The sequence below is a fragment of the Loktanella atrilutea genome (genome assembly GCF_900128995.1).
GTDB lineage: Bacteria > Pseudomonadota > Alphaproteobacteria > Rhodobacterales > Rhodobacteraceae > Loktanella > Loktanella atrilutea.
In genome coordinates this window covers 13,242-33,476 of the sequence record NZ_FQUE01000016.1, presented here as the reverse complement: position 1 = coordinate 33,476, position 20,235 = coordinate 13,242, and the positions used below count along the sequence as shown (strand labels likewise).

At 57.0% G+C, this 20,235-nt stretch carries 15 protein-coding genes; 13 read left to right on the top strand and 2 right to left on the bottom strand.

All coding sequences use genetic code 11. From position 1 onward, the window contains the following. Positions 1 to 25 precede the first annotated feature (25 nt). Positions 26 to 574, top strand: a complete 549-nt coding sequence (locus BUA54_RS18680; protein ID WP_072858783.1) for a hypothetical protein — start codon at positions 26 to 28, stop codon at positions 572 to 574. A gap of 285 nt (positions 575 to 859) precedes the next feature. Then, positions 860 to 1,903 (top strand): replication initiator protein A, encoded by a 1,044-nt coding sequence (locus BUA54_RS18675; protein ID WP_072858782.1) that lies wholly within the window; start codon positions 860 to 862, stop codon positions 1,901 to 1,903. 2 nt (positions 1,904 to 1,905) lie between these two features. Here the strand turns inward: BUA54_RS18675 and BUA54_RS18670 are convergent, their stop codons facing one another. Further along, on the bottom strand, positions 1,906 to 2,199 hold the full coding sequence (locus BUA54_RS18670) for a chromosome partitioning protein ParB (protein ID WP_072858781.1): 294 nt from the start codon (positions 2,197 to 2,199) through the stop codon (positions 1,906 to 1,908). Next, positions 2,192 to 2,860: a ParA family protein gene (locus tag BUA54_RS18665; RefSeq protein ID WP_072858780.1), complete on the bottom strand. Its 669-nt coding sequence runs from the start codon at positions 2,858 to 2,860 to the stop codon at positions 2,192 to 2,194. The genes BUA54_RS18670 and BUA54_RS18665 overlap by 8 nt, the downstream gene beginning before the upstream one ends. A 172-nt stretch (positions 2,861 to 3,032) precedes the next feature. Here BUA54_RS18665 and BUA54_RS18660 point away from each other — a divergent pair, with 172 nt between their 5' ends. The 11 genes from BUA54_RS18660 to BUA54_RS18605 all read left to right on the top strand — a co-directional run bounded on the left by BUA54_RS18660 (position 3,033) and on the right by BUA54_RS18605 (position 20,220). Next, positions 3,033 to 3,299 carry a hypothetical protein gene (locus BUA54_RS18660; RefSeq protein WP_072858779.1) on the top strand — a complete coding sequence of 89 codons (267 nt, stop codon included), beginning with the start codon at positions 3,033 to 3,035 and terminating at the stop codon, positions 3,297 to 3,299. A gap of 8 nt (positions 3,300 to 3,307) precedes the next feature. Then, positions 3,308 to 3,610 carry a type II toxin-antitoxin system RelE/ParE family toxin gene (locus tag BUA54_RS18655; RefSeq protein ID WP_072858778.1) on the top strand — a complete coding sequence of 101 codons (303 nt, stop codon included), beginning with the start codon at positions 3,308 to 3,310 and terminating at the stop codon, positions 3,608 to 3,610. A gap of 158 nt (positions 3,611 to 3,768) precedes the next feature. Further along, positions 3,769 to 4,989 (top strand): DNA (cytosine-5-)-methyltransferase, encoded by a 1,221-nt coding sequence (gene dcm / locus BUA54_RS18650; protein WP_072858777.1) that lies wholly within the window; start codon positions 3,769 to 3,771, stop codon positions 4,987 to 4,989. A gap of 31 nt (positions 4,990 to 5,020) precedes the next feature. Further along, complete coding sequence (locus tag BUA54_RS18645) at positions 5,021 to 5,464, top strand: very short patch repair endonuclease (protein ID WP_245810795.1); 444 nt, start codon at positions 5,021 to 5,023, stop codon at positions 5,462 to 5,464. Between the two features lie 292 nt (positions 5,465 to 5,756). Further along, positions 5,757 to 7,952, top strand: coding sequence for a UvrD-helicase domain-containing protein (locus BUA54_RS18640; protein ID WP_072858775.1), 2,196 nt, complete (start codon positions 5,757 to 5,759; stop codon positions 7,950 to 7,952). Further along, the gene (locus BUA54_RS18635) at positions 7,949 to 11,155 is read left to right on the top strand and encodes a helicase C-terminal domain-containing protein (protein ID WP_072858774.1); all 3,207 of its coding nucleotides are present in this window, start codon (positions 7,949 to 7,951) and stop codon (positions 11,153 to 11,155) included. The genes BUA54_RS18640 and BUA54_RS18635 overlap by 4 nt, the downstream gene beginning before the upstream one ends. 1 nt (position 11,156) lies before the next feature. Beyond that, the gene (drmB, locus tag BUA54_RS18630; protein WP_218588315.1) at positions 11,157 to 13,049 is read left to right on the top strand and encodes a DUF1998 domain-containing protein; all 1,893 of its coding nucleotides are present in this window, start codon (positions 11,157 to 11,159) and stop codon (positions 13,047 to 13,049) included. Next, the gene (locus tag BUA54_RS18625) at positions 13,037 to 14,776 is read left to right on the top strand and encodes a nuclease-related domain-containing DEAD/DEAH box helicase (protein ID WP_072858772.1); all 1,740 of its coding nucleotides are present in this window, start codon (positions 13,037 to 13,039) and stop codon (positions 14,774 to 14,776) included. The genes drmB and BUA54_RS18625 overlap by 13 nt, the downstream gene beginning before the upstream one ends. 250 nt (positions 14,777 to 15,026) lie before the next feature. Then, positions 15,027 to 16,364 carry an MvaI/BcnI family restriction endonuclease gene (locus BUA54_RS18620; protein ID WP_218588314.1) on the top strand — a complete coding sequence of 446 codons (1,338 nt, stop codon included), beginning with the start codon at positions 15,027 to 15,029 and terminating at the stop codon, positions 16,362 to 16,364. Positions 16,365 to 16,859: 495 nt separating this feature from the next. After that, positions 16,860 to 17,972 (top strand): AAA family ATPase, encoded by a 1,113-nt coding sequence (locus BUA54_RS18610; RefSeq protein ID WP_072858769.1) that lies wholly within the window; start codon positions 16,860 to 16,862, stop codon positions 17,970 to 17,972. Further along, a complete protein-coding gene (locus BUA54_RS18605) occupies positions 17,965 to 20,220 on the top strand; it encodes a S8 family serine peptidase (protein ID WP_072858768.1) in 2,256 nt (751 codons plus the stop codon). The genes BUA54_RS18610 and BUA54_RS18605 overlap by 8 nt, the downstream gene beginning before the upstream one ends. Positions 20,221 to 20,235 lie beyond the last annotated feature (15 nt).

Below are 20,235 nucleotides of genomic sequence, written 5' to 3'. Positions count from 1 at the left end.
TCCCCGTTTCGAAAGACCCCACCTGATGACAGACCAGACCTCCCCTGCCCTCTCTGACGGCGAGCTGCGCGAAACGCTGGATATGATCGGCACCGTCGTGGCCTCAGTTTCTGATCGCGTGGACGCCCAGACGGATGCTCTGGAGCGGCTGAACAAGACCACGACGGAGGCCCGCCAGGCGGCCTTCGCGGCACAAAGGCAGACCGATCCGGAGTTCTACGGACAGATCGTTGGTGAAGTGGCTCTGAAGCTGATCGAAGTTTCACTCTCGGACCTGAAAGGGACAATCAGTGATCTCGATCATCAGACCCGGCAGACGGTAACTGTCCTGAAGCAGAAGGATGACGATAGGGACCGGGACCGTCAGAGCCTTGCGGAGCGCGAACGGCGTATTGATGCTTTCAAGGCAAAGCTTCCCTGGATGGCATTTGCTGTCGGCGTCTTTGCGATGGTCATGACGCTGACGGTGCCGCGCTTCATCGCGCAGTTTCCGGCTGGCTGCGGTGTTCTCAGCGGGACCTGGACGGAAACCAGTGCAAGCTCCTACGTCTGCGCGTTCTTTAACCGAAGTTGAGCGAAACGGGGTTGGGAAGAGACTTATCCACAGGCTGCTAAAACGAAGAGGGTGTTAAATAGGTGTTAGACTCTGTGTTAAGCAAAAAATATCGCGTGTAAAATTTTGATTTTGTTGAGATATTTTAGAGCATGCGTGTGTAATAGTACGAAAGAACGTGTGTGAAAGTACGAAGAACCGTGTGTGAAAGTACGAAAGATTGCTCAGTGTGTGTGAAAGTACGAATCGTGGTGACTTTGAGCTTTTTGAACTTTAGTGTGTGTGAAAGTACGAAAGGATCCAGTTTTGCCTGATGAGAGCGCGGTCAACCGCTCCCCTCTTTTACCAGACAGGCACCCTCAAGGGGATTTTTTCGTTTGCGATATTTTTGATGCGGTTCCTAAAGCTGATATGGCTTCAATGGAGCATCCGATTTTTTCACTTTCGACCAAGCCGGACACTCGTGTCCGTGAGTATGAACACAATGGCATAAAGATTGCGATCAAGCCTTCAGTAGACGGACTTGCAACCGTACATGACAGGGACATTTTGATTTACTGCATCAGTCAACTTATGACTGCTATCAACGATGGTAAAAAGGTCTCTCCAGCAGTTCGTTTCCGTGCATTCGATATGCTGGTTGCGACCAATCGTAACACAGCTGGATCTGGATATGCTCAATTGAAGGCAGCCTTAGAAAGGCTTGCTGGAACCCGGATCAGTACAAACATTGTGACGGGCGGTCAGGAAGTATTTAGAACTTTTGGATTGATCGAAAGTGCCGAGATCGTGCGTGAAACACGTGATGGGCGGATGCAGGAAGTGGAGGTTAAGCTATCTGATTGGGTATTTAATGCTATCCAGTCAAAGGAGGTATTGACCCTCCATCGAGACTACTTTCGCCTCCGTAAGCCACTGGAACGGCGCATTTATGAAATTGCGCGCAAACACTGTGGTGCACAGAAACAATGGCGGGTTAGTCTGCTGCTACTTCAGAAAAAATGCGGGTCGAACTCCACGCTTCGAGAGTTTCGACGTTTGGTCATGAATATTGTCCTAGAAGACCGGTCACATGACCATATGCCTGACTATTCCATTGAACTGGACGAGCAGGATGACATGGTCGTTTTTTCGAACAGGCAGAGCGTCAAATTGGTGTTGCCACAGGCGACAGCGCCGCAACTTGATCCGGATGTCTACGAGACTGCACGTATGCTCGTGTCTGGCCATGACGTCTATTATTTGGAGCGGGAGTGGCGAAAATGGTTACCTGAGACGCCCCGCAATCCCGAAGCAGCATTTCTGGGATTTTGCAGAAAATGGGTGCAGAATCGAAAAAATACCGGATAATTTTAGATACCGGATTTGTTTTTATACATGGCCCACGCATCTTCGATGATGACCCCTTGCTGAACGCCCCGACGCCTTGCTTCGTTGGCGATCTCTTCTGAAATACCAGGCATTACTTTGGCATGAACCTGATCAGTGCGGGGGCTTGGTTTGCGGCCGCGCTTCTTTTGGGGCTCCCGTGCAACAAAACCAAGGGTTTCTCCTGCCTTATCCGTCTTCTCTAAAGCTTGTGCGCTTCTGTCTTTTTCGCGCGTCTTCAGGCGGCCAAGGTCGATATTGAAGGGCTTCTCAGTCATTTTCCACCTCACCGGCTAGTCGTTGATATACAGCTTGCGCAAACTGCGCGGCATTCTCGATGGCTCTATCCATATTACCTTGCGCGGGCATACTATGCAGATCGCCGCCAAACTCAAAAAGCGCAGAAAAGGCAGCGCGCTCCATCAGAGGGGGATTGATCAGATCCACGCCCTGCTCGGTTAGTGAGCCCGCAATCCCGCTGTGCTGCTTGGACTTAATGGCCTTCGTCATAGTAAAGACGACAGCGTGAGGAATTTTCCGGTCCAGTGCTTCCTCCTCTTCCGCAATAAGCTGTAAAGCTCGTACACCAATCGTTGCGTCCAAGGTGGTGGCTCGCATGGGGGTAATGACCAGATCAGCCTGAGATATTGCGCGCGAGACTAAGCGGGAGGCCACCCCTTCAAGGTCAACAATGACGATCTGGCCGTCTGTGTCATGACGCTTGATTGTTTTTACGATGTCGGACTCGCTGACGTTCGACAGAACGGTGATCCGTTCAGGTACTGGACCTTTGTCAGACCACAAAGTCAGGGATTGGTTTGGGTCGCAGTCCAGCATGACAACATTTGCACCGGCATGGGCAAGTTCGGTTCCCAAAAGGACAGCCGTAGTGGACTTTCCGGCCCCACCTTTTGGCGAAGCGATGACAACTGTGGGCATAACTCCCCCCCCTTATTTTATCCGATATGTTAAGTAACCGGATGTGCTGATTTATTGGATATGTAAAATTACCGGATAAGTAAAGATACCAGATAATATGTATACTTTGGAGGGGTTGAAGGCAAGCCACACAAATGTTGTTTTGTGTGGCAGGACGTGCTAGGTTGATCTCATGCCCAGACTCTCAATCGACATTACGCCCGAGCAGCATCAAAAGCTGAAAGCCATTGCTGCGCTGAAAGGCGAAAGCATCAAAGAATATGTATTGAGCCGGACACTAGGGGACACGCCTTCTCTGGACGACATGAGCGAGGCCCAAGCGGTCGTAGCCCTGGCCGATTTTCTTAAGCCGCGGATTGAGCAAGCCCGGCGCGGCGAGCTTTCTGTGAAGTCCATAGCGGACATTCGGCGGGACGCACACAAGCGGGCGGGGCTATAACTGCAGCTATGCAGTCATACGACCTTACATTAGCCGCCGAGGAAGATTTGCGCGACATCTGGCATGATACCTATCGCAAGTGGGGCTTTAATCAGGCTGAGACGTACTTCAATCAGATAGAGGCATGTTGCGAAGCCTTAAGTAATGGCCTGGTGCGCTCCAGGGTAAATGACCAGTTGCCAGACGGCGTCCGTGTTCACCAATGCCAGCATCATTACATCGTCTGGCTGGGCGAGAGCCATCCGGTCATAATTGCCATTTTGCACGAACGCATGGATTTTCTGCGGCGGCTAAAAGCGAGGCTGTCATAGTCTAAGCTTCACAGGTCTGACGGTTTGTGATGCCCTGCAGCGGCGAAAGTTACTCCATATAGCAGCTCTGTTTTTACAATGTTCTTGTATTTTGGGAGGTATCGCGACACAGTGTCAAAAATATTCCCAGATGTCTGGGCACTGGGAGCGTTGACCGTATGACCGAATTTGAAATGCTGGTTCAGCAGACGGGCTGGAGTGTTGCTGAGGCTGCTAAGGTGCTCGGATACTCTGAAGGCCACGTCTACCGGTGGAAACGGGGCGAAGAAGTGCCGCGGGACGGTGTCATCAATCTGCTGCGTATGCATATCGATACGCACAAGGGCGCACAGCCTGAAGGAGCCTTCACCTTCATCGATCTCTTCGCCGGGATCGGCGGGTTGCGCAAAGCGATGGCCAGTGCGGGCGGGCGTTGTGTTTACACATCGGAATGGGATGCCTTTGCCCAGAAGACCTATCACGCCAACTTTCCGGACAACCGGCCGATCGCAGGCGACATCCGCGATGTGGATGCTGCCAACATCCCCGAGCACGACGTTCTGGTCGCCGGGTTTCCCTGTCAGCCATTCTCCATCGCGGGCGTCTCCAAGAAGAACGCCTTAGGCCGGTTGCACGGATTTCAGGATGAAACCCAGGGCACGTTGTTCTTCGACGTGCTGCGCATTCTGATGCATCATCGCCCGGCGGCGTTTCTGCTGGAGAACGTCAAGAACCTCAAAAGCCATGATAAGGGCCGCACATTTAATGTGATCAGGCGCAAGCTGACTGAGGAACTGGGTTATACGCTGCATACCCGGATCATCGATGCAGCGAACTTCGTACCTCAGCACCGCGAACGGATCGTTATGGTCGGCTTCCGGGAAAAGACCCGCTTTTCCTTCGATGACCTTGTTCTGGCCGGCAGGGCAGGGCGTGGTATGCGCGACGTTCTGCATCCCGAAGACGGGACTGAAGTACCGGAAAGTCACTTCACAGTAGGTCCGGATGCAAAGGTGAGCGACAAATATACGCTCAGCGACAAGCTCTGGCAGTACCTGCAGGGATACGCGGCCAAGCACAAAGCGGCCGGCAACGGGTTCGGGTTCGGTCTGGTGACCCCTGACAGCATCTCGCGGACACTGTCTGCACGCTACTACAAGGACGGCTCTGAGATCCTCGTCAGCCGTGGCCCGGGCCAGAACCCGCGTCGTCTGACGCCGCGGGAATGCGCACGCCTGATGGGCTATGACGACAGCTTCCGGATTCCGGTTTCGGACACACAGGCTTACAAACAGTTCGGCAACTCGGTTGCCGTGCCGGTTTTTGCCGAGGTGGCCCGCCTGATGCGGCCGCATATTCTGTCGCTGACCGAAGGGCAGGACCTGCGCAAAGTTGGCTGATGTACATGATCCCGCAACCCGGAGCCGCAATATGGCGGCCATCCGCAGCCGGGATACAAAACCTGAGCTGATCATCCGCAAAGGACTGCACGCACAGGGGTTCAGATTCAGACTGCAGGGCCGTGACCTCCCCGGCAGGCCGGATCTGGTCTTTCCGAAATATCATGCGCTGCTCTGGGTCCACGGCTGCTTCTGGCACGGACACAGCTGCCCGCTGTTTCACTGGCCTAAGAGCCGTGAGGACTTCTGGCGGGCCAAGATCGGGCGCAATCAGGAACGGGACGCTGCCACATGGGCAGCGGCCCGGGCCGCCGGCTGGCGCTGTGGCGTTATCTGGGAATGTGCTCTGAAGGGCAGGGGGCGTCTGTCACCCGGCCATGACATTGACTCACTGGCGTGCTGGCTGTCCTCTGATGCAGTTGAATTCTGCATTGAAGGTCAATGGATTGATAACGCCGCTTACCCCCCTGCTTGATCAGATGGCCGCCCACGGGGCGGCACGACCGCTAAGACAACGAAGTCGTATCATGTTCTGTCCAGGCATCATGGCCCACCGGAATCGCAAGCATGCCAAGGCGGTTTGAGTACCCTCCCTGATGCAGTTCTCCCGCCAGAGTAAAGCTATGGGGCTAATTGTGGGGCTTTGCGAAGGGACACATCATCCGTGTCAGGTTTTAAGGGAACACTTCAGTGCGGGCGTTTGAACTAGCATCGCTTAAGTGATTGCGCCCGGAACAGAACAGGTTAGCCTGCTTCCCGGAGGGTTAATGAGCACCGTAAAAGTTGTAGTATACAGGGCTGGTCGTATCATAAAGACGATCGAGCGTCCGCTGCGGGAGGTCTGTGACGGCCCCGCAGTTGCCTTCCGCCGCCAGTTGTGGCGCCTCAAGAACGGCCGTATCGACATTGATGGGCCGTCGCTTGACGATTTCGTTTCACCGGCACAAGAAAAAACGGAGAAACTGAAACCAGACAATCACGTCCCCTTGGCACAGGAGGGAACGGAGCAAGCGGAAGTAGACGAATCCGACGTCCGGTCCTACATTGCGGCCGCACCTGCTTCGGCCCGCCTGCTCGTTGAAGCGGGGCCTGGGACCGGTAAGACCGAGATGGCGGCACGCCGCATCGCCAACCTAGTTCGGACTGAGCTATCCCCCGGGCAAATACTCGTGCTCTGTTTTTCCCGCAGTGCCGTGAGGACGCTGACGCGACGGCTCGGCAAAATCGTTGAAACTGACCCCCGTGTCGTTGAGGAGTTGCGTCACCTATCGGTCCGCACTTTCGATTCTTGGGCGTTCCGGATGCTTAGGCTGCTTGGTGAAGCGCCGCACACGCTGCTGACACGGGGGCATGACGCGAATGTTGCGGCGCTGACCGAGATAGCAAAGGGACCGCGTTGTGACGACCTTAGAACTTTGATGGGCGATCGCCGACACTTCATCGTAGATGAGTTTCAAGATCTCCCCGGGGTCCGGGGTGACCTCGTTCTTGCTTTGCTCGCGCTGATGGCTCCCCCGGAACAGCCGGGTTGCGGCTTCACGATCTTGGGTGATCCGGCCCAAGCTATCTTCGGCTTTGCCCGCGGCATGCGCGACGACGGTGAACCGTTTCCTACTCCGCTAGAATACTGGCGTGAGGTGTGCCGCATTTACAGTAAAGAGCTTGAGCAGAAGAAGCTCACCCGGAACTACCGCTCCGATCCACCGCTCGCCCACATGTCAAGGACGCTTAGGGCTATTCTGCTCAGCGACCAGCCCGAGGAGGAGAAGTTCCGAGTGACGATGGCAGCGGTTGCCGCGCTGCCTGCACCCGCACAGCCAATTGGGCGCGTCCTTCTAGAGGCGTCGACAGTCGGCAGCCGCGCCATCCTCACGCAAACAAATGGTGAGGCTCTCCGCGTCCTTCAGTCACTTTACGGTGCAGAGCCTGATGGAGCGGCGGTGCCGGTGAGGCTATACGCTGGCGGGCACGCCACCCTGCCGCCTGCCTGGATCGGAGCCCTACTGAGAAAGCTCCGCTCGACGTTGCTCACACGTACCCAGTTTGGGAAGATTCACGCACATCTCGCGGCAGCTTGGGGCGATGCGACCTGCAGCCGGCTGAATCTGCCCGAAGAGGACGTCGCGTGGTCCCGCCTCGCACGCGCCGCTGGCGGCAGTGAGGAAGACAATTCGGTCGACGTAACTGAGCTGCGCATGCGACTGTCTTGGCCTGACGCTTTCCCTGATGATCAGCTTGTTGCCGAAGACGGGGTGATCGTTACCACCGTCCACCAGTCTAAGGGCATGGAGTTCGATGCTGTCACCCTGCTGGGCACCCGAGAGGGGCAGGAGGATGAGAAACACGGCCAGACTGAGCTATCAGGGGAAGTGGGAGAGCGGGCGAGCGTCGTATATGTCGCTATGACCCGCGCCGCACGTACCCTTGACCGTGCGCCAGCTGATTCAATCCATAGAGCACCTAGGCACTGGCAGTTCGCTGGCGGGCGCAGCAGGCTGTGCCAGCGGTCGTTTAAGTGGATCAATATGGAGATGGGATTACGTGGCGATATAGACCCGCTCGGCTTCGCCGATCCAACTCTACTTGGCGATAAGGAGGGAGTGGAGGAGTTGCAGTCCTTTCTCCTAGCCGAAGCTGGCGGACTGGCCGGCCGCAAAGTCATGCTGTGCAAACAATACGCTGACGCAAAGGCTGTGTGGTACATTCACCTGCAGGACGGCAAAAAACCAGGCCGTCTGATGGGGCGCACGGCAAACCAGCTGTCAGTCGATTTGTTGAAGATCCTTTACGAGAAAGGGCTCTCGCTGCCACCCGTCATCATGAATCTGCGCATCTCCGGCGTGGGCACGATCACCTCGGATGATATGTCTAGACTCGGGGACCCGGAACGGACGAGTGGACTGTGGCTCGGCGTTGGGCTTTTCGGCACGGGCGACTTCCAGCTGCGAAAGGCTAAAAAATGACACGTCCCGACCATCGCCCCGCACGTACCGCGCTGCTGGAGATCGCCAGAGCGCTTTTGCTAGGGCCGCTCGCCGCAGACGAAGAGATCCCCTCGGCACCGGTCGACACCTATGTCACTGGCATACTCTGGCCCGAGGGGGAAACGCTCGACGCGACTGAGGACGATCAGGATGAGGGGTCGCCATCCGATGCTGATGGCGAACGCGACCAAGGCGTGCCGGGTTACCGCGCGGTTCGGCCATGCTCACTTGGACTAACCTTCGCCGTCGACGATGGTACCACAGTGCGTGTCTCAACGGCCGAAACTGCTCGCTACACGGCCGTAGAACGCGAGGCCTGCACGCAGGGCGGTAAACCGCGGCGGATGTGGACACGGCGGCAACTCGGATACCAATACGAGATCGTGCCAGGCCCTGCGAGGACTTGGAAGGTTCAGGACTTTATCGCACCGGACGGCCAGCAGGTCAGCGATCCGTCAGTGCGGCTGCATATCCGACGCCGCATTGCGGACGGCCGGCAGATCCTCACAGTGACGCTAATCAACAAGGCGCAGCCGACCGAGGACCGTCTGAGAGACGAATTATGCCTGCTTCAGTCAGGCCTCAAAGTGAATGCGGTGACGCCAGCCGGCCAAGGTGCGATTCGTCCCCGGCCTACACCTTCGTTTGCAGGCGCCGATGAGGATGCTCAGTCCGCCGCGCTCCTCTACCGTAACGTCCTAGAGTATGCTGTAGGCCACGGTATCGCAGTCGCATGGGAGCCCACACCGGAGCAAAGGGTCGCCAGCATCAATACGACGTGGATGCCAACATCCGTGGTAAAGGGCACCAGCGCGTCCGGTCATCCCAGCCTTGTGTCGTTTCTGGCAGTCAACCCTCAGTCTCTATCAGCTGAATGGCTGGCCCGGGCCGGGGCCCGCGATGAAATCCTTAAAGTGCTTGGAGGCTTCGCGGACGTCTACGAAGCTTGGATCTGGTCCGACCTTACGCCGCGGGCAGGCGACTTCGAGGGTGAACTCGGGACTGCTGCCGGACGCAACCTCGGGCGGTGCAGTGATGCTCTGCGGCGCATCCGCGCAGGGATCGCGACCTTGGTACGTGATGACAACGCATGGACCGCGTTCACCCTAGCCAACGCCGCAATGGACCGCCAGTCGAGGTTCGGCGCGAAGGGCGACCGGGCTGGCCCCCTCACGTGGCGCCCCTTCCAGCTGGCCTACTTCCTGATGGTTGTGCCGGGTCTCGTCGATCCAGCGGATGCGGACCGCGACGACGTCGACCTGCTTTGGTTTCCGACAGGCGGTGGCAAAACTGAGGCTTATCTTGGCCTTACCGCATTTCAGATACTTCACCGCAGGCTTACGGATGCAGACCGCCGAGATGAGGGAGGTGTAGACGTCCTTATGCGCTACACGCTCCGGCTCCTGACGGTGCAGCAGTTCCAGCGCGCGGCATCGCTGATCTGCGCCTGCGATGCGATCCGGAGCGAACGCGGCGACCTCGGCGACGCCCCAATAACGCTTGGCCTCTACGTTGGAGGCGACGCTACGCCAAACCGCACCGCCACCGCGATTGATGCCTTGGCTCTCGAGCACGACGGCCAGCAGCCGAAGTCGACCCCATGCCAACTGCTCGACTGCCCCGTCTGCGGCTCCGCCCTTGATGTGAACTGCTATAAGGTGACCGGTCAGGGAACTGGCATAGATATCCGCTGCGCCAACGCTTCTTGCGAAACAGCTAACAAACCGCTGCCGGTGCTGACCGTCGATGACTTCATTTACGGGACACCGACTAGCCTTCTTATCGGAACTATCGACAAATTCGCCCAACTACCGCGCCGCAGAGACTTGCGCACGCTGTTTGGACTAGACGGCGGGCTCAGGCCCGGACTGATCATCCAGGACGAGCTCCACCTCATTTCCGGGCCGCTCGGCTCGATGGCAGGGTTGTACGAGACCGTTGTGGACATGTTGTGCACCAACGAGGGTGTCCGGCCTAAGGTAATCGGATCGACCGCTACGATTGGACAGGCCTCGCGGCAGGTACGTGCGCTTTTCGACCGGCCCGTCCTCCAGTTTCCGCCCTCAGGCTTCGAGGCCTCAGATTCCTTCTTTGCGGTACAGGACGAGGACGGTCCCGACCGGCTGTACGTCGGCCTCTGTTCGGCCGGAAGAAGTCCCAAGTTCGCGCTCCAGGCAGGGGCTGCGGCCCTGCTCCAAGGGATTGGCTATCTGGTGAGCATCGGCACGCCGCCTTCGATTGCCGACCCGTTCTGGACCACAGTCCTCTATTTCAATAGTCTGCGCGAGCTTGGCGGTGCGCACATCCTGCTCCAAGACGATATTCCCCGCCAGATCGCGTTCCTCGCCGGACGCCTCGCGTCGCAGCCCCGTATTTTGGAGACCGATGCAATCGAACTCAGCAGCCGCGTGGCGTCACGCAACTTGCCTGACTACCTCGGCCAGCTAAGCCATCCGCTTATGGACGGCACGGACCCCTTCACGCCGGAACCACGGGACGCGGTGCTTGCTTCGAACATGATCTCGGTCGGCGTCGACGTCTCCCGCCTTGGGCTCATGCTTGTGAACGGGCAACCGAAGTCCACAGCGGAGTACATCCAGGCCAGCAGCCGCGTCGGCCGTGGTATCGATGGAATGGTGCTCACGCTCTACAACTTCGGACGTCCGCGGGACATTTCCCACTTCGAGCACTTTCTTGGGTACCACGGTGCACTCTACCGCAGCGTCGAGGCAACTAGTGTAACACCTTGGGCCCCGCGGGCACGGGACAAGGCCCTCCACGCGGTAGTCGCAGCGGCCGTCCGCCACCTGTCGGCTGGTATGGACGACGACAGTGCTGCCGCCGACTTCGATGCGCAGACCGACGACGTACTGGCGCTCGTGGAGGTTATCCGCCACCGAGCCCGAACATCGTCCGAGGGCGTGGAGGCGGATGACGCGTCTGACGACCTTAACGCCATCCTAGAGGAGTGGGCCATGCGCAGCCAGAACGCGCGGGCATCCGGCACCGAATTGGTCTATTGGGAACGCCCCGCTCCGTACGGGCGGACCAAGCCTCATCTGATGACGTCAGCAGAGGAAGGAACAATACCGGGAGCGCTCGCGTGGCCAACGCCCAACTCAATGCGTGAGGTCGAGCCATCAACGGCGTTTGTCCTCAAGACTATGACCAGGAGGAATTGAATTGGGCAGACGACCACGCGGGGCGCATGCGCCCCAAGCCACAGACGCCGTCGAGCCGATCGGCACGGTAAGGCGATCCCAGCTCGTTTCCGGCTTCGCCATCGGCGCGATTGTCGATCTCGAGAAAGGCTCGTTTATGCCGATGGGACTCGAGGACTGGGAGCGGATCAACTCCGTTCCTTCGCTTCGGATCGGAGAGGAGCGGCTACAGTCGATGCTGGGCGTCAGCCACTTCCGCCTCGGTCCTGTCAAAGAGCAGATCCCCGGGACAACGAAAGTACGCGCGCGCAGCGCCGCCCCCGCTGTCAGATTCCCTAAGTGGCACGAATGCCCCAAGTGCCATCGGATCGGGCGGGAGGGTTCGCCATTTGAATTGGCCGACGATGGCGCGAGGTTACGCTGCACCGGTCATACCGGTAAAGTTTACACGAACCCGGTCCGCTTTGTGGTTGCCTGCCGGCGAGGACACCTCAGCGACTTCCCTTGGGAATGGTGGGCACACCGCGGCCGGGACGAGGGAATTTGCCCCCGGCCCGTCCTGAAGCTCGGCTCCCGCGGCCATTCGGCTTCGCTCGACGATCTGTATGTGCAATGCGATTCCTGCAGCACGCCCGAACATCCTACCCGCCAGTCTTTAGGTACCGCGTTCGGGGCGAGCGCGCTCATGGGTCTGCGCTGCGACGGCTTCCGCCCATGGCTCCACGACTACCAGCCCGACTGCGGAGAACCCGTCCGCGCTTTGCAACGTGGTGCCTCCAATGTGCACTTCGCCGTCGTAGGTTCCTCGCTCTCAATACCTCCTGCCTCGGAGGCGCTGAGCCAGATCGTAGAGCAGTCTAGGATGTTTTTGGACGGAGTGCCGGAGGCGGCACTGCCTTCCGTACTCATCGGCGTTAGCCAGACTTACAACGTATCTGTTGACCAACTGCTGGCAGCATACCTGCGAATGCGCTCGCAGGAAGTTGGAGGGCCTTCACTCACCGAGCGGGTCGCGCGCGAACAGGAATACGATGCCCTCTCGCAGGACCGCGACGACCCAATTATCGGCGGGGTCATACCGCAATTCCGCAATGAGTTGCTTGCGCCGCCGCCTGCGCTCGCGCGTTGGTTTGACCTCATCGGGGCCGCTTCACGACTAAGAGAGGTGCGGGCACTTGCCGGCTTCTCGCGTATCGAACCCTATCCAGTAGGCGCTGACCGGGTACGACAGGCTATCGCCGAGGGCAAGGTTTCGCCACTATCCAAGACCGAGCGCAGCTGGCTTCCAGGCGCGGAGATCAGGGGTGAGGGCATATTCCTGCGGTTCAAAACTACGGCTGTGGACGCTTGGATCGCAGACAATGAGGGCGTCGTGGCCCGGGCCGCCATCCTGGAGATGCGCAGCCGCCAGATTGCCGAGCAGCGAGGCTACGAGCGGGACTACACGATTGGGCCGCGCCTCCTGCTTGTACACGCATTTGCGCACGCCCTCATCCGACAGATTTCCGTCGAATGCGGTTACTCCGCGTCGGCGCTCCGGGAGCGGCTGTACGTTTCGGACGACCCAGGACGTCCTATGAACGGCGTCCTTGTCTACACAGGCTCCCCTGATTCCGAGGGCAGCCTCGGAGGGCTCGTTCGTCTGGCCGAGCCAGCCCTGCTGGAGCCAATCGTGCTTCGGACGCTGGCAAATGCCGCGTGGTGCGGCAGCGATCCCGTTTGCCTTGAAAGCGATCCGCGACAATCCGGCGACCGGGTCAGCGGGGCTGCATGCCATTGCTGTCTCTTACTGCCGGAAACGGCGTGTGAGCGCTTCAACCGCGAATTGGACAGAACCGCGCTCGTCGGCGAGCCAGATGGCGCTTTCGCGGGGTTCTTCGGCGACGCCGTCGAGGAGGCCGCATGGCCGTCCTGATCCCCGACGTTCCGGTGAACTGTCCGAACAGCGAGCGGCTCGTCTACGAGCGACTCGGCCGGGAGCTTCCCGACAACTGGATTATCCTGCACTCGCTGGGACTGCCCGGTCACGAGACGAAAATCTGGGGAGAAGCGGACATGATCGTCCTTTCCAGCCACGGCGTTTTCGCGCTCGAAGTCAAGGGAGGTAAGGTCTCGTGCGCTGACGGTGTGTGGACCTTCTCCGGCGACTTCCGGTCGTACAGCAAGTATGAGAGTCCGTGGAAGCAGGCGTCCGGCGCTATGAACACTGTGCGCGACCAGCTCCAGCGGGCAGCCGGCTCCTTCAAGGACGTGCTGTTCGGCTTCGGCGTGATTATGCCCTACACGCAATTTACAACGAAAGGTGCTGAGATCGTCTCAGAGGTTTTGCTCGATAAGCGACAGTTCCGCGACACGCTGGGGCACTACATTTCCGCCTTGCAACGCCATTGGAACGGCGTCTGCCTCGACAAGCGCGGAAAAACTTACCGGGGACTCAAGCCGGACGAGATCAAGCTTGCGCGGCAGATCCTGCGACCCGACCTCGACACGGCGCTGAGCCTCGGCGGCTATCTTACCGGAGTGGACGAGCGGCTACTCCAGCTGACGAACGAGCAGATCCGAACGTCACGTCGTCTCGCCGCTAACCCCCGCACAGTCGTGCGCGGGGCCGCGGGGACAGGCAAATCGGTCATTGCGCTCGAACGTGCGAAGCAGCTCTCCGCTGACGGGAAAAAAGTGCTCATGCTGTGCTTCAACCAGCTGCTAGCCGGTCACATACGCAACGGCTTTGCGGGCGATCAGAGAGCTGCCACGCTCGAAGTGCGGCACGTCCACGCGCTTTATCGTGACTTGATTGCTTCGGCCGGACTGCTTGACAGTTTGGCGGCAGAGGATTCAGAACATCCCGAATTCTTCCCCAAGCGCTTTCCCGGGATCGCGGCTGAGGCGCTCTGCACACGGATGTCGGAGCCGTGGGATGTACTCGTTGTGGACGAAGCCCAAGATCTCCTCACCCCTGAGCACTTGGATGTTTTCGACCTGCTCGTGCGTGACGGCATCAGGCGCGGCTGCTGGCATATCTTCTTGGATCCGCTCCAGAACATTTATGGCGTCGAGACGCAGGATCTAGTAGAACAGCGTCTCGCCGAGGGCGCCCCGGCCTTCGATGACCTGTTCGAGAATTGCCGGAACACGCGGCAGGTGGCGGTACAGGCATCGATCGTGTCAGGAATCGACCTTGCGGTTACTGGAGCGCCAGACGGACCACAGTGCCAGGTCCACTATCATCCGAACGCCGATGAGGGAGTAGCGAAGCTCGAGACGATCCTGCGCGAACTTTTCGATCGTGACGTCCCGCCTCGGGACGTTGCAATCTTGTCGACCCGCCGATGGGAGAACTCGCTGCTCTCTGGACGGACCGAGATTGCGGGGCGTCGGCTTGCTGATCCCTCAAATGAGACCGCCCTCCGGAATGGCTCACTCCTTTTCTCGACCATGCACGCCTTCAAGGGGCTGGAACGGCAGGTCGTGATCGCGATCGACATGGAGGAAACCGGCGACGCAAAGTGGTCTATGCTGCACTATGCCGGCCTCTCTCGAGCGCGCGGACTGTTGCACGTTCTTGTGCCCGCGGCCAAACGCAAATCATACGAGCGGCAGGCTGAGAATTTCGGCCGCCGCATTCAGGCGAGGAGGTCTTAACTGGTCTCTCCGACGAGATGCCTTCAGGGTTAAGATCTGCGCACTTAAGTGGACCGGACAAAGCACACTGTCGATAAGTCCAATAAAGCCAGCTTAGTCGGCACAACTTGCATTTATAGAAGCTACGGCCGCAAGTTGGCGCTGTGGCGTTGTCTGGGAATGTGCCCTGAAAGGCAGGGGGGGTCTGTCACCGGTCATGTCATTGACTCACTGACGCGCTGGCTGTCCTTTGATTCAGATGAATTCTGCATTGAATAAGGCCAATGGATTGATAACACCGCTTACCCACCTGCTTGACCAGATGGCCGCCCACGGGGCAGTACGCTTCTACGCCAAACGACTTGCTCCCAATGACAACTCAAAGAACCAAGTTTATCTGGGCGGCGGTTTTGGCGCTCTGAACATCATTCCGCATGGTCCGGTCGAGGGCGACGACAGCGACCGCGCGGGGAGCGTCCGCGACAGGGCCAAAGCCATGGTAAGCTTCTTCTGGCTCGATGAAGATGGTTTGGCACTTGCGCCCGATGCGCAGCTGATCCTCTATCCGAAATATCCTGAAGTACGGATGTCCGGCTTCCTGCGCGGAGCAGAACGTGCACCGAATGTCCTGATGAAGTCGCGCGACGAGGGCCGGGTGCTGGTCTTCGGGATCTGCGCCGATGGCCGCGTCCTCGGTCAGGTCGTTGCAGCCGACGATCCCATTGCCCACGCCTTCGACGCGGCAGCGTCCAGTCTCGAAACGGCCGGCGTCTTTCATGATCTGGAAAAACTGCGCCAAGACGGCACAGACCCGAAGGACGCACTGCTCGCAGCGCTCCGGCGCATTCATGCCAAAGGCTGGATCGCATCGCAGAAGATGGGCAGGGCAGGGGTGCCGGCTCCCTACAGCGCCCGCAACGGCGGCGGCTATACGCTGGAGGCCGAGCTGGGCATCGCTCCGAACGGCTACGCGGATCCGGACTATATGGGGTGGGAGGTTAAGCAATACGGGGTGAGTGACTTTACCAGCTACCGTGCGAGAAGCCCTGTCACCCTGATGACACCAGAACCGACTGGCGGTCTGTACCGGGAAGAGGGCGTTGCGGCGTTTCTGCACCGCTATGGCTATGCCGATAAGTCGGGAAAGGCGGACCGTATCAATTTCGGCGGGATCTACACCGCCAGCCGTGATTTCCACGCAGACACCGGCCTCATGCTGCGTCTTGACGGGTTCGACACGACAACGGGGAAGATCACAGATCTCGACGGCGGAATCGTCCTGCTGGACCGCGATGATAATGTTGCAGCGTCATGGGGTTTCCGCGGGATCATGGCCCACTGGAACCGCAAGCACGCTAAGGCTGTCTATGTACCGTCGCTGATGCAATTTCCCCCGCCGGAGTACAGCTATGGAAATGTAGTGCAGTTGTGCGAAGGAACTGACGTGCTCCTGCTGCTGGCGGCGATTTCAGCCGGAAGCGTGTACTATGATCCGGGCATCAAGATGGAAGACGCAGGATCAGCACGGCCGGTGATCAAGCGGCGGAGCCAGTTTCGCGTCCGGCATGAGGGGTTGAGTGCACTATACAAGAGTATCAGTCGCGCATGATGGCGACCGAAAAGTAACCAATGGGCGAACTACCCCACTTTTAAATTCTGATCTGCTGAATGTCGCTCGAGTCCGTCTACTCGCGAAAGATGATGCTGATTTTGCGGGTAGTGGCGTGCCCAACCGCGAGAAAGGTCGGACACGCTTAGGGACAAGCCATTCGTCAGCTGTCTTTGATGGTTGTACCAGGGTGCCGCTTCACATGGCTCGCGCCCACAAACTTGCCGTTGATCGCGCTGCGACCAGCCCCATTGGTCGATCCACCACCGATCCGCTCGACGACCGTAGTGTTTGGACTCCGCTTCGCATGAGCCTTCGTTACGAACCTTCCTGTCCCAGCACTCCGTGCTATCGTTCCCTTGGCCATCATGTTTCCTTTTCTTGACTAAGATGCGCAAAATTGCGCAAATAATGGCTACCACTTCATGTTTTCTGTTGTCAATATCGTTATTTTTGTTTACATACCAGCCAAGAGCAGGACGAGCAGGAGCTTCCGTGGACCCGAAAAAAATTATAGAACTTGTCGAGGCAGCCTTAGCCGCTGACTACCCACGCGTCCGCAAGGCGGCCAACGCGATTGCGAGGGTGATGGGAGATGATGGTCAGGAAGAAGGGGCTACGGCGTTGCGGAGCCTGTTGCGAAAAAAGGGGGTACCTTTACGAGCCTCGGGCCACATGGAGCAACTACCAGTTGACGTGAAGTCGCGACTACCGCTTGTGGAAGAGCAGGAGTGGCCCGTGACACCGATATTCATCAACGAACCTGCGCATATGGCTATAGCTGATTTTGTATCAGACGCTCAAAACTTAGAAGAATTTTCGAGGAATGGGATAGCATCGCGACTTGCTATTATGCTGTCCGGCCCGCCGGGGACGGGAAAAAGCCTCCTCGCAGGTCATATTGCCTCGCAACTCAACCGACCTCTCTATGTCGTTCGCTTAGACAGCTTAATCTCTTCACTACTCGGCGATACCGCAAAAAACGTTCGGGCTGTATTCGATTTTATTCCAACTAAAAATGCAGTCCTGTTTTTGGATGAAATAGACGCGGTCGCCAAATTTCGCGATGATCGTCAAGAACTTGGGGAGCTAAAACGAGTTGTAAATACAGTAATACAAGGCTTGGATTCGCTTGACGATAGCGCTGTAGTTGTAGCTGCGACGAATCACTCTCAGCTGCTCGATCCCGCAATATGGCGGCGTTTTCCTTATCAGTTGGAAATAGGACTGCCCAATGAAACCGTGCGTGAAGCACTGTGGAATTATTTTCTCTTTGGTGACAAAGACCCAGAAGGTGTTAGTAAAATTCTGGCAGTGATCTCACCTAACCTGACAGGAGCAGATATCGAGCGAATTTCACTGGCCGCTCGACGGCGCATGTTGTTAAATAAAAATGAACTGCACTTAGGTGAAGTTACGACTGCCATTATTAACGCAAGGACGTCTGAAGGCCATACTGGAGAACGAAGGCGGCAAGGTGCATTGGACAACAAGGAAATGGCTCGACATCTTCAACAGCATGGCCTGAACGCTCCGCAGATAGCTAAGCTTCTTGGTGTATCTCGACAGTGGTCCCTTCGGCTTTTGAACGAGGCTGACAATGGCTGACAGCACTTCACCCGCCCTCAACCCTGCGCTTAGACTGCGCGCTGAGCCTGTTCCGGAAGGAATCGAAGGACGAGGAAAGGGGCAGGAGACAACAAAAATAGAGCGTCTATCGCAACAGCAAAAAATGCTTGAAAGGGAGGTGCGAAGTATTGCGGACACACTCGCTACGGAGACCCTTCATGCTGACCGTCGTCTTTTGGTGCATGTGCACATGTTTGATGACTCTTTGGCGCCCACTCATAGGCCAAAGGATATTTTGCCCCGATCTCTCGATTGCAGTTTTGTAGCCCCAATGCTCGATGGATATCTTGTTGAAATTGACATCACACACCTTAAAAAAATTGCCGATCTAATTTATCAGGCAACGAATTGGGCGGTCAGATCTGACATTTCTCGTGTTAAATCCATTCAGCCGTATAGATCAGAAGCTATTCTGCGTGGTCATTCCATTGATAGACTCTGGGATCGTGCCGTTGAGGGCGCACGAGGTAGATTCTTCATAGTGTGGCTTCGTCCATACGCCGATGACTTGGCTCGGGAGAACGTTCTGAAAGACTTCGAACGCCTCACCACAGACGGTACGATTATGACAATTGAGGCAAATAACGCTGCCTCGGAAGCACCCGAATCTTCGCTGGCGCGCAGAGCTTCATCTGCATCGGGGAGCGTCGCCCGTTTGCTCCGCAACTATCGCCGGACTGAAGGCGTGGGTCGTGCAATAGTTGAGGTTCCCTCCAAGGAGAATCTCAAAATACTCGTCGCATCAGGTGCTGTATTCCGAATTGACCCGGCGAAACCACTGATACTCGCGCCGAGCTTAAAGCCGGAACCGTCCGATGCTCCTTTCGATCTGCCCCTACAGCCAGTCGTTGCTGTAGTTGACGGTGGATTCGACAATCCAAACTATGCAACGGCTGAGGCTTGGAGGGAGGCTCCGCTTATCCCAGACGCAATTGCAGATCGATTTCATGGCAATGCTGTAAGTTCTCTCGTTGCCAATGCAAAAGGAATCAATCCGACATACGATCTGCCTGAATTTTCATGCCGGTTTGGTACAATTCAGGCGGTTCCGCGTCGTGGAACCAATGCTGTTATTCTCGAGGACGACCTTCTGGATGCGATGACGCGTATGGCGTCGAGGCATCGTGACGTTCGGGTGTGGAATTTATCTTTTAATTACGAACAGTCAGACGAAACAGAATTTGTGAGCTCGCTCGGCCACCAGATTGCATCTCTTGCCCGAAATTTTGAGTGTCTACCGGTAATTTCAGCCGGAAATGCAGCTAAGGGCAACAATACTCTGCTTCCACCAGCGGACTGTGAGGCCGCACTTACAATCGGCGGAAGGGAGACAACTAAACATGGCACGGTAGGAAACCACTGCTTGAAATGCTGCGTTGGCCCAGGTCCTCAGGGTATGCTGAAACCAGAGCTTTCTGGTCATTCAAGTCTCACAGTTGCTGGCGGACAAACCGTCATCGGAACTAGTTTCCCAACTGCAGTTTACAGCGCCCTGTCAGCCCACGCGTTTGAGCAACTTCGTGGTGCGACACCCGATCTAGTTAAGGCTTTGTTGATCAATCGTGCTGATGCACCGTCGCATCATCGAGGAAAGGGCTGGGGTACACCAGGGATAGACGTAGCACCTTGGGAATGTCCCCCAGGGACTGTAACGCTACTCTGGACCGGGCAGCTACAGCCCGGTTTCGAGTATCATTGGGATGACATTCCCATTCCTGACGGTATGGTAAATTCCGAAAAGATAAAAGGCAGCGGTGCGTTAACAGCGGTGCTACATCCGCTTGTGTCACCGTACGGAATGGCTAACTATTTTTCGAGTCGAATTGAAGTATCATTGCAACACAAAGTTTGGGGTAAAACTGAAACTGGTTATGGCGAGAAGTGGAGCAACCTTCTTGGAACTATGAAAGAATCGACACTAAAGGAATCTGAAGCTCGAACAGAACTTTCCAAATGGAATCCCATTCGACACCATGAACGAGAAATGAGAAGTGTAACGACAATTGGAAGTAAATTTCGTGTGCGTGCCCGCCTGTATACCCGAGACCTGTATCAGGCAACTCTACCAGGCACAGGGAAAGTACCGCCCCAGAATGTAGCTATTGTACTTACTCTAAGATCTTCAGAAAAAACCTCTGCTGCATATGATTCCGTCGTTCGACAGCTCGGTGCATTTGTTGAAAGTGCTGTTATTGAGCAAGATATCACAGTCGAGCGGAGATCCTAAATTATAGTGAAAATT

Coding starts and splice junctions, on each gene's coding strand:
- BUA54_RS18670 (WP_072858781.1), bottom strand. CDS start 2,199: ATGACTGAGAAGCCCTTCAATATCGACCTTGGCCGCCTGAAGACGCGC.
- BUA54_RS18680 (WP_072858783.1), top strand. CDS start 26: ATGACAGACCAGACCTCCCCTGCCCTCTCTGACGGCGAGCTGCGCGAA.
- BUA54_RS18655 (WP_072858778.1), top strand. CDS start 3,308: ATGCAGTCATACGACCTTACATTAGCCGCCGAGGAAGATTTGCGCGAC.
- BUA54_RS18660 (WP_072858779.1), top strand. CDS start 3,033: ATGCCCAGACTCTCAATCGACATTACGCCCGAGCAGCATCAAAAGCTG.
- dcm (WP_072858777.1), top strand. CDS start 3,769: ATGACCGAATTTGAAATGCTGGTTCAGCAGACGGGCTGGAGTGTTGCT.
- BUA54_RS18605 (WP_072858768.1), top strand. CDS start 17,965: ATGGCTGACAGCACTTCACCCGCCCTCAACCCTGCGCTTAGACTGCGC.
- BUA54_RS18645 (WP_245810795.1), top strand. CDS start 5,021: ATGGCGGCCATCCGCAGCCGGGATACAAAACCTGAGCTGATCATCCGC.
- BUA54_RS18665 (WP_072858780.1), bottom strand. CDS start 2,860: ATGCCCACAGTTGTCATCGCTTCGCCAAAAGGTGGGGCCGGAAAGTCC.
- BUA54_RS18625 (WP_072858772.1), top strand. CDS start 13,037: ATGGCCGTCCTGATCCCCGACGTTCCGGTGAACTGTCCGAACAGCGAG.
- BUA54_RS18640 (WP_072858775.1), top strand. CDS start 5,757: ATGAGCACCGTAAAAGTTGTAGTATACAGGGCTGGTCGTATCATAAAG.
- BUA54_RS18635 (WP_072858774.1), top strand. CDS start 7,949: ATGACACGTCCCGACCATCGCCCCGCACGTACCGCGCTGCTGGAGATC.